Source organism: Chitinibacter sp. FCG-7, assembly GCF_040047665.1.
Taxonomy (GTDB): Bacteria; Pseudomonadota; Gammaproteobacteria; order Burkholderiales; family Chitinibacteraceae; genus Chitinibacter; species Chitinibacter mangrovi.
Genome location: NZ_CP157355.1, coordinates 1,236,022 through 1,247,732 on the forward strand (window position 1 = coordinate 1,236,022; position 11,711 = coordinate 1,247,732).

Annotated in this window: 14 protein-coding genes and 5 tRNA genes; 3 read left to right on the forward strand and 16 right to left on the reverse strand. The window is 50.4% G+C overall.

The window, feature by feature from the left end:
* Positions 1-91 precede the first annotated feature (91 nt).
* From rplL to lgt, 12 genes are all read right to left on the reverse strand, one after another.
* On the reverse strand, positions 92-466 hold the full coding sequence (gene rplL, locus ABHF33_RS05735) for a 50S ribosomal protein L7/L12 (RefSeq protein WP_157671002.1): 375 nt from the start codon (positions 464-466) through the stop codon (positions 92-94).
* 53 nt (positions 467-519) lie between these two features.
* On the reverse strand, positions 520-1,059 hold the full coding sequence (gene rplJ / locus ABHF33_RS05740; protein ID WP_157671003.1) for a 50S ribosomal protein L10: 540 nt from the start codon (positions 1,057-1,059) through the stop codon (positions 520-522).
* Between the two features lie 235 nt (positions 1,060-1,294).
* Complete coding sequence (rplA, locus tag ABHF33_RS05745) at positions 1,295-1,987, reverse strand: 50S ribosomal protein L1 (RefSeq protein WP_157671004.1); 693 nt, start codon at positions 1,985-1,987, stop codon at positions 1,295-1,297.
* Positions 1,988-2,419, reverse strand: coding sequence for a 50S ribosomal protein L11 (gene rplK, locus ABHF33_RS05750; protein ID WP_157671005.1), 432 nt, complete (start codon positions 2,417-2,419; stop codon positions 1,988-1,990).
* Positions 2,420-2,515: 96 nt separating this feature from the next.
* Positions 2,516-3,049 (reverse strand): transcription termination/antitermination protein NusG, encoded by a 534-nt coding sequence (gene nusG, locus ABHF33_RS05755; RefSeq protein WP_348946024.1) that lies wholly within the window; start codon positions 3,047-3,049, stop codon positions 2,516-2,518.
* Positions 3,050-3,067: 18 nt separating this feature from the next.
* On the reverse strand, positions 3,068-3,421 hold the full coding sequence (gene secE, locus ABHF33_RS05760) for a preprotein translocase subunit SecE (RefSeq protein WP_157671007.1): 354 nt from the start codon (positions 3,419-3,421) through the stop codon (positions 3,068-3,070).
* A 67-nt stretch (positions 3,422-3,488) separates the two neighbouring features.
* Positions 3,489-3,564: transfer RNA gene (locus ABHF33_RS05765), tRNA-Trp, on the reverse strand.
* A 46-nt stretch (positions 3,565-3,610) separates the two neighbouring features.
* Positions 3,611-4,801 (reverse strand): elongation factor Tu, encoded by a 1,191-nt coding sequence (tuf, locus tag ABHF33_RS05770; protein ID WP_348946025.1) that lies wholly within the window; start codon positions 4,799-4,801, stop codon positions 3,611-3,613.
* A 53-nt stretch (positions 4,802-4,854) separates the two neighbouring features.
* Positions 4,855-4,929: transfer RNA gene (locus ABHF33_RS05775), tRNA-Thr, on the reverse strand.
* Between the two features lie 9 nt (positions 4,930-4,938).
* A tRNA-Gly gene (locus ABHF33_RS05780) sits at positions 4,939-5,012 on the reverse strand.
* Between the two features lie 50 nt (positions 5,013-5,062).
* Positions 5,063-5,148 (reverse strand) — tRNA-Tyr (locus ABHF33_RS05785).
* A 99-nt stretch (positions 5,149-5,247) separates the two neighbouring features.
* Entirely contained in the window at positions 5,248-6,057 is an 810-nt protein-coding gene (gene lgt / locus ABHF33_RS05790) for a prolipoprotein diacylglyceryl transferase (RefSeq protein ID WP_348946026.1), read from the reverse strand.
* Between the two features lie 168 nt (positions 6,058-6,225).
* Here lgt and ilvD point away from each other — a divergent pair, with 168 nt between their 5' ends.
* Positions 6,226-8,085 carry a dihydroxy-acid dehydratase gene (gene ilvD / locus ABHF33_RS05795; protein WP_348946027.1) on the forward strand — a complete coding sequence of 620 codons (1,860 nt, stop codon included), beginning with the start codon at positions 6,226-6,228 and terminating at the stop codon, positions 8,083-8,085.
* 174 nt (positions 8,086-8,259) lie between these two features.
* Here ilvD and ABHF33_RS05800 read toward each other — a convergent pair whose 3' ends face one another.
* Positions 8,260-8,463 carry a cold-shock protein gene (locus tag ABHF33_RS05800; protein WP_157671057.1) on the reverse strand — a complete coding sequence of 68 codons (204 nt, stop codon included), beginning with the start codon at positions 8,461-8,463 and terminating at the stop codon, positions 8,260-8,262.
* A gap of 329 nt (positions 8,464-8,792) precedes the next feature.
* On the opposite strand from ABHF33_RS05800, the gene ABHF33_RS05805 reads away from it, so the two are divergent.
* Positions 8,793-9,503 (forward strand): hypothetical protein, encoded by a 711-nt coding sequence (locus ABHF33_RS05805; protein ID WP_348946028.1) that lies wholly within the window; start codon positions 8,793-8,795, stop codon positions 9,501-9,503.
* A 132-nt stretch (positions 9,504-9,635) separates the two neighbouring features.
* On the opposite strand, the gene ABHF33_RS05810 is transcribed toward ABHF33_RS05805, so the two are convergent.
* The 3 genes from ABHF33_RS05810 to ABHF33_RS05820 form a co-directional block, all read right to left on the reverse strand.
* On the reverse strand, positions 9,636-10,055 hold the full coding sequence (locus ABHF33_RS05810) for a BLUF domain-containing protein (protein WP_348946029.1): 420 nt from the start codon (positions 10,053-10,055) through the stop codon (positions 9,636-9,638).
* An 11-nt stretch (positions 10,056-10,066) separates the two neighbouring features.
* A complete protein-coding gene (folE, locus tag ABHF33_RS05815) occupies positions 10,067-10,774 on the reverse strand; it encodes a GTP cyclohydrolase I (RefSeq protein WP_348946030.1) in 708 nt (235 codons plus the stop codon).
* A 188-nt stretch (positions 10,775-10,962) separates the two neighbouring features.
* Positions 10,963-11,038, reverse strand: a tRNA-Phe gene (locus tag ABHF33_RS05820).
* Positions 11,039-11,226: 188 nt separating this feature from the next.
* Here ABHF33_RS05820 and ABHF33_RS05825 point away from each other — a divergent pair.
* The gene (locus tag ABHF33_RS05825; RefSeq protein ID WP_348946031.1) at positions 11,227-11,706 is read left to right on the forward strand and encodes a DUF456 domain-containing protein; all 480 of its coding nucleotides are present in this window, start codon (positions 11,227-11,229) and stop codon (positions 11,704-11,706) included.
* Positions 11,707-11,711 lie beyond the last annotated feature (5 nt).

The following is an 11,711-nucleotide window of genomic DNA, read 5'->3' on the forward strand; positions in this document are numbered from 1 at the left end:
GCCAAAATATTTTGTAAGCAAGCCGCAGTATACAAACGCAAAAGGGCAGACGGATTGCTCCGTCTGCCTGTACTACTTAGCTAGCTAAAGATTACTTAACTTCAGCAGTTGCGCCAGCTTCGATCAATTTCTTAGCGATAGCGTCAGCGTCAGCTTTAGAAACGCCTTCTTTAACTGGTTTTGGTGCGCCGTCAACCAAGTCTTTAGCTTCTTTCAAGCCCAGACCAGTTACTTCACGAACAACTTTAATCACGCCAACTTTCTGAGCGCCAGCGCCAGTCAGGATAACGTCGAATTCAGTTTTTTCTTCAGCAGCAGCAGCAGCGCCGCCAGCAGCTGGGCCAGCTACAGCAACAGCAGCAGCAGAAACACCAAATTTTTCTTCGAATGCTTTTACCAAGTCATTCAGTTCCAGAACAGTCAAAGCACCTACTGCGTCAAGGATATCTTCTTTAGATACGGCCATTTGTTAATACTCCTGAAAATCTTATCTGATTAATACAATTTAGATACGAAAAATTAAGCTTCTGTCGCTTCTGCTGGAGCCGCTTCGGCTGCAGGAGCGGCTGAGCCCTCGCCTTTCTTCTCTGCCAGAGCTGCCAGGCCGCGGACAAAGCCAGCCACCGGTGCTTGCATAACGTAGAGAAGTTTCGAGAGCAATTCTTCGCGGCTTGGTACTGATGCCAAGGCAGCAACTGCTGCAGCATCCATAACTTTGCCATCATAAGAACCCGCTTTCAGAACGATTTTGTCGTCTTTTTTCGCGAATGTGTGCAGCAACTTAGCAGCAGCAACTGGGTCTTCGGAAATACCGTAAACCAAAGGACCGACCATTTGATCAGCCAATTCGGCAAACGGAGTTCCTTGTACCGCACGACGTGCCAGCGTGTTTTTCAAAACACGCAGGTAAACGCCTGACTCACGCGCTTGTTTGCGCAGTTCAGTCATGCTGGAAACCTCGATACCACGATATTCAGCGATCACGATGGTTTGAGCATTTGCAACTACTGCTGCAATCTCAGCCACTACCGCTTTTTTGTCGTCAAGATTTAGACTCAAGGTCAACCTCCATTAGTTAAGTTCAGCATGTTTTCACATGCCACCCAATCAAACGGCGACCAATATTCAGGAGACTTTTACCAAACAAGGGTGTTTAGTGAGAAGCCTGCATTGGGAGCACCGTCTGCGTAGGCTGGTGTTTGGGCACCTTGATTAAGCCAGCCAAAGGCTGGCACCTACGGTCTTTGACTATCTGAAGCACCGATACAAATCGGCGCTCCAGCCCAAAGTCAGATTACAGGACAGACGAAGTGTCTACGCGAACACCCAGGCCCATCGTGCTTGAAACTGCGATTTTCTTGAAGTACACGCCTTTTGAGCTTGCTGGTTTAGCTTTTTGCAAAGCATCAACCAGAGCGGCCAAGTTTTCGCGCAGATCAGCAGCTTCAAAAGAAGCGCGACCCAATGTAGCGTGAACGATACCGCCTTTGTCAGTACGGTATTGAACCTGACCTGCTTTCGCATTTTTAACTGCTTCAGCAACGTTAGGCGTTACAGTACCTACTTTTGGGTTTGGCATCAGGCCGCGTGGACCCAAGATTTGACCCAAAGTACCAACGATACGCATAGCATCTGGAGACGCGATCACCACGTCAAAATCCATATTGCCAGCTTTAACTTGTTCAGCCAGATCTTCAAAACCAACTACGTCTGCACCAGCAGCTTTGGCCGCCTCTGCATTAGCACCTTGTGTAAACACAGCAACGCGTACTGATTTACCGGTACCTTTAGGCAAAACTACAGCACCACGAACAACCTGGTCAGATTTACGTGGATCAACGCCCAAATTGAACGAAACATCGATAGATTCGTTAAATTTGGCAGTCGCTGCACCTTTTACCAAAGCAATTGCTTCGTCGATTGCGTACAGTTTGTTGCTATCAACAGTTGCGCGCAATGCTGCAAGACGTTTAGAAACCTTAGCCATTTACACGCCCTCCACTTCGATACCAATCGAACGAGCTGAACCAGCAATCGTACGAACAGCAGCATCCAAATCGCCACCAGTCAAATCAGCTTGCTTGGTTTTTACGATTTCTTCGAGTTGAGCGCGAGTCACTTTACCTACTTTATCGGTATGTGGCTTTGGCGAGCCTTTAGTAATGCCCGCCGCTTTTTTCAGCAAGATAGTTGCTGGAGGCGATTTCATTACAAAAGTGAATGATTTGTCTGCAAAGGCAGTAATCACAACTGGAATTGGCAAGCCTGGCTCAACGCCTTGAGTTGCAGCGTTGAACGCTTTACAAAATTCCATGATGTTCAAGCCGCGCTGACCCAGAGCTGGACCAATTGGAGGCGATGGATTTGCTTTACCAGCTGGCACTTGCAGCTTGATGTAGCCAATGATTTTTTTTGCCACAGTACTACTCCTAAAAATGGGTCAAACGCTAGCCAGAACAGCTAGCTCCCCTACCAATAACGCCAGCACCGAGGTGCCAACGCCTCTACACGCAGATTAGGTTTTTTCAACCTGCGAGAATTCCAAATCTACTGGTGTTGCACGACCAAAGATCGACACAGTCACTTTCAAACGGTTCTTGTCGTAATCAACGTCTTGCACGGTCGCAGTAAAATCAGCAAACGGACCATCAGTAACCCGCAGAGTCTCGCCAACTTCAAACAGGATTTTGTGGCGAGGCTTATCAGCGCCATCCTGCACCTGCTGCATCATGCGCTCGACTTCTTTCACTGGAATCGGCATCGGCTTCGTACCTGAGCCACCGATAAAACCAGTTACTTTTGGCGTACTTTTCACCAAATGCCAGCTATCGTCAGTCATATCCATTTCAACAAAAACATAACCTGGATAGAATTTACGCTCAGTTAATGCCTTGCGACCGGCCTTTACTTCCATTACTTCTTCGACTGGAACAAGAATCTGACCAAACAGATGCCCCATTTCCAAGCGACCAATTTTCTCGATTAACGCCTTCTGTACGCTTTTTTCAAAGCCTGAGTACGCGTGAACTACATACCAACGCATTGCCATGCTCGATTCCCCGACTGATTAACCGCGACCCAGCACGATATCGTAAAACAACCAAGCCAAGCCAGAATCAACCACCCACATAAACAGGGCTAACACAGCTACAAACAAGAATACAACGCCAGTCACTTGCCACGTTTCTTTCTTGCTTGGCCAAACAACCTTCTGAGCTTCCTTTACCGAGTCGCGGGCATAATCGACAAAAGAGCGCCCCAACTCACTAAACCAAAGCACAACCCCTGCAGCCAGCAAACCGGCCACAACAGAGAGAGAGCCAACAAAAGACTGCCCAGCAGGCACCAAATAAAAACCAGCAACACCCAAAGCCACGAGGGCCAGAGCTGCCATTACTTTCAGTCGTTCTATGCTTTGCATTACGTTTCCGGCGACCCATAAAACAAAGCCGCCCCAGATTAGATCTGGAACGGCTCCGCTGATAATGTGGCAGGCGAGGAGGGCTTCGAACCCGCAACCCCCGGTTTTGGAGACCGGTACTCTACCAATTGAGCTACTCGCCTGGGGAGACCAAAACTATAAACTAGCTTTGATCATTTTGCAACAATTTTATTCAAGAACTTTAGCAACAACACCAGCACCAACCGTACGACCACCTTCACGAATCGCAAAGCGCAGACCTTGCTCCATCGCGATCGGGCAGATCAACGTTACAGTGATAGATACGTTATCACCTGGCATTACCATTTCAGTACCTTCTGGCAACGCGATCGCGCCAGTCACGTCCGTTGTACGGAAGTAGAACTGTGGACGGTAGTTGCTGAAGAATGGCGTGTGACGACCACCCTCTTCTTTCGACAGAACGTAGATTTCTGAAGTGAACTTAGTATGCGGCGTGATTGAACCTGGTTTAGCCAATACTTGACCACGCTGAACGTCTTCACGCTTAGTACCGCGCAACAACGCACCAATGTTGTCACCAGCCTGACCTTGATCCAGCAATTTGCGGAACATCTCAACGCCGGTACAAGTTGTCTTGATAGTTGGCACAATACCAACGATCTCGATCTCTTCACCCACTTTAACGATACCGCGCTCTACACGACCTGTTACTACAGTACCACGACCAGAAATTGAGAACACGTCCTCAACTGGCATCAGGAATGTACCGTCAACTGCGCGCTCTGGCAGAGGAATGTAAGTATCCAAAGCTTCAGCCAAGCGGAAGATTGCTGGCTCGCCGTATTCGCCTTGATCACCTTCCAGTGCAGCACGCGCTGAACCAGTGATGATTGGAGTGTCATCACCCGGGAAGTCATATTTAGACAACAGGTCACGAACTTCCATCTCAACCAGTTCCAACAACTCAGCGTCGTCAACCAGGTCAGCTTTGTTCATGAATACGATGATGTATGGAACACCAACCTGACGAGACAACAAGATGTGCTCGCGAGTTTGTGGCATAGGACCATCAGCGGCAGACACAACCAGAATCGCGCCATCCATCTGAGCCGCACCGGTAATCATGTTTTTTACATAATCCGCGTGACCTGGACAATCTACGTGAGCGTAGTGGCGAGATTCAGTTTCGTATTCAACGTGCGCAGTATTAATCGTAATACCACGTGCTTTTTCTTCTGGTGCGCTATCGATCTGTGAATAGTCTTTAGCTTCACCACCAAACTTGCGAGTCAACACAGTTGTGATCGCTGCAGTCAGGGTAGTTTTACCGTGGTCAACGTGACCGATTGTACCAACGTTAACGTGCGGCTTGGTCCGCGTAAACTTTTCCTTAGCCATCGCTTTATTTCCTTCTCGAGAACTTGAAATAACAGAATAATGACACTACGAATTGGTGCTGATGGGGGGAATTGAACCCCCGACCTCTCCCTTACCAAGGGAGTGCTCTACCCCTGAGCTACATCAGCATTTGATTCTGGAGCGGGTGAAGGGAATCGAACCCTCGTCGTAAGCTTGGAAGGCTTCTGCTCTACCATTGAGCTACACCCGCGCTTAGTACTTAAAATTCGTTTCTACCAAAACCCGCAACATATGGGTGTTTGGTGGGGGGAGAAGGATTCGAACCTTCGAAGGCTGAGCCGCCGGATTTACAGTCCGGACCCGTTGACCGCTGGGGTAATCCCCCCCTTTAGAGACCCGCATTATGGAGAGGATGGACAACATCGTCAAACATTTTCCACCCTAGCGCCATTTTTTTTCAATAAAGGCTTATTTCAAAAAGACAATTAGGCCGCAACCGGTGATGAATTCTGTTTTGAAGCCCACCAATAGAGCAGCAAACCAGCCGTAATCATCGGCAAGCTAAGCAATTGCCCCATCGATAGATTCATCGCCAAGAGGCCCAGATAATCATCAGGCTCACGGGCAAATTCAGCAACAAAGCGGAAGAAACCATAGCCCAACAGGAATAAGCCGGAAGTCTGCCCCGCTTTGCGCGGCTTAGCTGAGTACATCCATAAAACGATATACAGCAATACTCCCTCTAACGCGAACTGATACAGCTGCGATGGATGACGTGGCAAGCCATCGTGCGCCTGCGGAAAAACCATTGCCCACGGCATAGTGGCATCAGTTACTCGCCCCCACAGCTCACCATTAATAAAGTTGCCAATCCGGCCTGCAGCCAAACCCAAAGGCACCAAAGGCGCAATAAAATCAGTTACCTGTAAAAAGCTGCGGCCTGTTTTGCGAGCAAACAGATACATCGCCAGCAAAACGCCAAGAAACCCACCATGAAAAGCCATACCACCTTTCCAGACCATCAGCACTTCAGCAGGATTGGCCAGATAGTAATCAAATTTGTAAAACAGCATATAACCTAGGCGCCCACCCAGAATTACCCCCAGCACACCATAGAACAGCAAATCATCCATCTCACTGGTTTGCCAGCCTACAGGTTGCCCGCGCCGAATGCGCCAGCGCCCCATCAGCAGGAACATGACAAAGGCCAACAGGTACATCAGACCGTACCAGTGAACGCCAAATGAGCCGTAAACATAAAAGGCTACGGGATCAAACTGCGGATGAACTAACATGGCTTTCTGCTTTCGGTATCCAAGGTGGCTGCGATTATATCCGGCAATCCGCCCAATCACCCACCCTTGAGTACAAATTACAATTTACAAGCGCAGCGAAGCATGAAAGCCAAAGCAGGTTTTTTTGTTACAATTGCCACACAGCTTCAGCCACTTAGAGAAAACATCATGCCTGTATACCGCTCCCGCACCACCACCCACGGTCGCAATATGGCCGGCGCTCGCGCTCTCTGGCGCGCCACCGGCATGAAAGACGGTGACTTTGACAAACCCATCATCGCAATCTGCAACTCGTTCACCCAGTTCGTCCCCGGCCACGTTCACTTGCAAAACCTGGGTCAGCTGGTGGCACGCGAAGTCGAAAAAGCAGGCGGTGTAGCGAAAGAATTCAACACCATTGCTGTTGATGACGGTATCGCGATGGGGCACGGCGGCATGCTGTATAGCCTGCCTAGCCGCGATCTGATCGCCGACTCGGTCGAATACATGGTCAACGCACACTGTGCTGACGCCATGGTCTGCATTTCCAATTGCGACAAAATCACCCCCGGCATGCTGATGGCCGCCTTGCGCCTCAATATTCCGGTGATTTTCGTTTCTGGCGGCCCAATGGAAGCGGGCAAAGTGAACTGGCACGGCGAAACACGCAAGCTTGATCTGGTTGACGCCATGGTGGAAGCCGCCAACCCCAACGTGTCTGATGAAGAAGTTGACGCCGTTGAACGCAGCGCCTGCCCGACCTGTGGCTCGTGCTCGGGTATGTTTACCGCCAACTCGATGAACTGCCTAACCGAAGCACTGGGGCTATCATTGCCGGGGAATGGCTCACTTCTAGCCACTCACGGTGACCGCAAGCAATTATTCCTGCAAGCAGGTCGCACGATTGTTGAATTGGCCAAGCGTTACTACGAAGGCGAAGATACTTCGGTATTGCCGCGCAATATCGCCACCTTCGAAGCCTTTGAAAACGCGATTGCACTTGATATCGCCATGGGCGGCTCGACCAATACCGTTTTGCACCTGCTGGCTGCAGCCAACGAAGCCGGCGTTGATTTCAAGATGCAAGACATCGACCGCATGAGTCGCAAAGTGCCTTGCCTATCAAAAGTAGCGCCAGCAACACAGAAATACCACATGGAAGACGTGCATCGCGCTGGCGGCGTCATCGGCATTCTGGCCGAGCTTGACCGTGCAGGCCTGATTCACCGCGATGTACCGACGGTTCACGCCAAAACCCTGGGCGAAGGACTGGATCAGTGGGATATTGTTAAAAACTCAGCCGACAGCCTAGCGCACCTACTCTACCGCGCAGCTCCTGGCGGCGTCGCTACCACGATCGCCTTTAGCCAGAGCATGCGCTGGCCAGAGCTGGATCTGGATCGCGAAAACGGCTGCATCCGCAGCAAAGAACACGCGTACTCGCAAGATGGCGGCATTGCCGTGCTGTACGGCAATATCGCCGAGCGCGGTTGTATTGTTAAAACCGCTGGCGTTGACGAATCCATCCTGAAGTTCACCGGCCGCGTGCGTATTTTTGAAAGTCAGGACGACGCAGTAGCTGGTATTCTGGCCGATCAGGTGGTTGCCGGTGATCTGGTATTGATCCGCTATGAAGGCCCGAAAGGCGGCCCGGGCATGCAGGAAATGCTCTACCCAACGTCTTATCTGAAATCAAAAGGCCTAGGCAAAGAATGCGCCCTGTTGACTGACGGACGCTTCTCGGGCGGCACTTCCGGCCTGTCGATCGGCCACGTTTCACCAGAAGCCGCCGAAGGTGGCGCAATTGGCCTAGCGCAGGAAGGCGATCAGCTTGAAATCGACATTCCAAACCGCACGATCAACCTGCTGGTTAGCGATGAAGAACTGGCAGCGCGTCGCGCAGAAATGGAAAGCCGCGGTAAGAACGCATGGAAACCCGTTGATCGTCAGCGCTATGTGAGCGCTGCGCTGCGCGCCTATGCCGCAATGACCACCAGCGCCGACACCGGCGCGGTACGCGATGTATCGCAGGTCGAGCGCAAAGACTGATACCTGCAACACAAAACACAAAGCGGCCTGCGGGCCGCTTTTTTATTGCCTAGGTATTGCCCTACAGGGCAATTAGATATTGGCCTATAGAGTAATACCCTGCATAAATTCTAAAATCTGCGCAATAAAAAACCCAGCCTAAGCTGGGTCCTGAGCATCAGAGTCTGTAGTAAATTACAGAGGCTGAATGTTTGAAGCTTGCTGGCCTTTAGGGCCGTTAGTCACTTCAAAGCTAACTTTCTGGCCTTCTTGCAGTGTTTTGAAACCGCTAGTAGTAATTGCCGAGAAGTGGGCAAACAAGTCTTCGCCGCCTTGATCAGGAGTAATGAAACCGAAGCCTTTTGCATCGTTGAACCACTTAACTGTACCAGTTGCCATCTTTAATTTACCTTAAACTATAAAATTGAGCAGTCGCTCAAGTCCTACATCATACACAACTATCCATGTCGTGCTCGGTAAAAATTGGTTTTATTTCTATTTTTGTCGGCAAACGCAGCGCAAAGCCCGATAAATATTGACTTTGATGCCAGAAAAAACAGCCAGACGGTCGATATTTGTGCCACAAATCCGCTCAGCAAAGCCAAAAACGCGGCAAGTGCGCATTGAGCAATGATTTAAATCAACATCAACCACCATTTATCTGCCCCGCCTCAGCTTTGCGTCTATTCACCCGATAAGCTACTCAATACCCTCATGAGGCCACTATCATGTCCTTACTTCCAGCACTCAGCACTCGCGATCTATTCGCCCAAAGTAGCAATCACATCGGCGAGCTTCAACGCAGCAATAAAGCTGCCGAGGGGAAAATCGACAAAACCGACAAAATCGAACAGCGCGTTGCCTTATTGCAAAAAGACACGCTCAAACTGGCCCAGGATTTCCTAGGACAATTTGCCAGCCAGCTGTTTGGCGACGCCGCCAAGGGGATGCAAATCAGCTTTGATCAGCTCGAACTGAGCGCCAGCAGCGAGGCAAGCATGAGTTTGTCGCGCAGCAGCGACGGCACCAGCAGCACCCGCTCCGCTAGCTTCAGCCTAAACGATAGCAGCAGCTTTACCGGGCGCGGCACCATTCGCACGACGGACGGGCGACAATTTGAGTTCGAACTCTCGGTGACTTATGAATCACGCCAGCAGATGAGCTACACAGAGCAATCTACACGCAATAGCAGTCCAAATAGGGCAACACAGCCTGCGGATACCAGCACCGCACGCGGCATGGATTTCCAGGGCACAGCTGATGAACTACTAGATAGCATCAGCGCAATACCCGTGCAGCTACCCTTCAAACTCAAAGATCAAAATGGCGAAGAGCAAGTCATGGGTGATCTGGTATTGAAACTACTTAACCTTAGCGGTGGCGACCGCTTCTACGACTGGTTTGGCAACAAGGAGGCTAGAATCGACCAGAGCGCTTAATTGCGCCGCTTTGAGCTACCGGATAAGCCAATCCAAATGAAAAAGGCGCTCCAAAGAGCGCCCAAAAATGACTCCAGCATTGTGTAGCTTGAAATCACAGCAGCTTGGAACTGATTTATTTTCCAATCAGATTCATTTGCCAATCGCCGCACTAGCAATCAAATCATCCAGCAGCAGCAGCACCATCGGGCCGCTCATCTCAAACGGGTTGAATTCATTGCGCGCCGAATATTTCAGCAGCAGCGCATGATTGACCTTGGAAATATTCACCTGGCCCATCGTCCAGTCGGCAAAATGGCGTTCGCTGATTTCTTCAAAATTGAGCAGCTCGACATGCTCGTGGCGCGGGTCGCGGATAATCACATTGTAAAGCGACGATACCGCACTGCGGCTCCCTTCCAGCACCTGCACAAACATACCGGCGCTGTAACACAAGACGCCGGTAATGCCGATGGCCGGATTATTCTGGCGCGAACTGCGCAACAAGGCATCGAGCAACTCCGCGTTTACCTCACCTGCGGCCCGGCTGGCATAAATCAAACGGACAAGCATGCGAAACCTCTTTAACGTTGATTGTTAATCAGGGACAAAAACTCGCGGCGCAAATGCGTATCTTTCAAGAACAGGCCACGCATCACGCTATTGATCATTTTGGAATCGGAATCCTTCACACCACGCCAGTGCATGCAGAAGTGATCAGCTTCCATCACAATTGCCAAACCATCTGGATTGACCTTGCTTTGCAGCAGATCAGCCACCTGCGTGACAGCCTCCTCCTGAATTTGCGGACGCGACATCACCCACTCGGCCAAGCGGGCATATTTTGACAGGCCAATCAGGTTGGAATGTTGATTGGGCAAAATACCGATCCACAATTTGCCGATAATCGGGCAGAAATGATGTGAACATGCGCTGCGTACCGTAATCGGGCCGACAATCATCAATTCATTGAGGTGCTCGACGTTCGGAAACTCAGTCACCGCCGGTTGTTTAACGTAGCGACCACGAAACACTTCATTCAAATACATCTTGGCCACACGACGTGCGGTGTCCTGCGTATTGTGGTCGTGCTCAGTATCAATCACCAGGCTTTGCAGCACGCCCATCATTTTTTCCTGCACTTCATCGAGCAATTGGGCCATTTCGCCTTCCTCGATAAAATCTGCAATATTGTCATTGGCGTGAAAACGTCGCTGCGCCTGATGCAGGCGATAGCGAATTCGCTGTGATACGGGGATCGTTGTTGGGGCAGTCGAATCAGATTGACTCACAATAAAATCCTTGGCTGGGCACAGAGCGTGACAAAAAAACACTACGACACGGAATGAAATAAAGAAGTAGAGCAATGCTACTGATCAGTAGCGTACCATAAACTCGCGTGTTTGCTGAGCTTAATCGGCCTTGATGCGGTACAAGCGGCAATAAAAAAGCCCGCTCAATGAGCGGGCTTTAAAATTTGTGGTGGCCAATCGCGGAATCGAACCACGGACACGCGGATTTTCAATCCGCTGCTCTACCAACTGAGCTAATTGGCCACTTTCTCACCGACGCAGGTCAGCGAGAAGCAGAATTAAACACCAGAGCGCGCGGTGCGTCAAATGTTTCAATTCAGATAAATTCATTAATTTGCCTAGTTCACTGATTTGATTCAGATAATATTTCCGAACATTTTAATGGGCTCTAGGTCAAAATGGACTCTTATTGATTGAAAAGGCAATTGGGCATGGATGCAATTTGGTGGGTTTTAAGTATCGGTCTGATGCTGATGGGCGTGGCAGGGATTATTTTGCCGGTGCTGCCATCAACGCCGCTGGTCTTTGCTGGCATGTTGATTATTGCCTGGCAGCAGGATTTTCAAACCGTCAGTGGGTACACCATGCTGGCGCTGGCGGCACTCGCTCTGATTGCCAGCGCACTGGACTATATCGCCGGGGCCATGGGCGCCAAGGCCGCCGGAGCGAGCAAGCAGGCCATCTGGGGGGCGACGATAGGCGCTTTGCTGGGGATTTTTGCCGGGCCATTCGGGCTGATTTTCGGGCCTTTATTCGGCGCAGCGGCGGGTGAGTTTTATGCGACACGCGCTGCGCTGCAAGCCGGTAAAGTCGGGCTTGCCAGCTGGATTGGCATGCTGGTTGGTACCATTGCCAAGGTAGGGATTGTCTTTGTGATGTTTGGCCTGTTCTGGCTGGCTTACCTGATCTAAGCGCA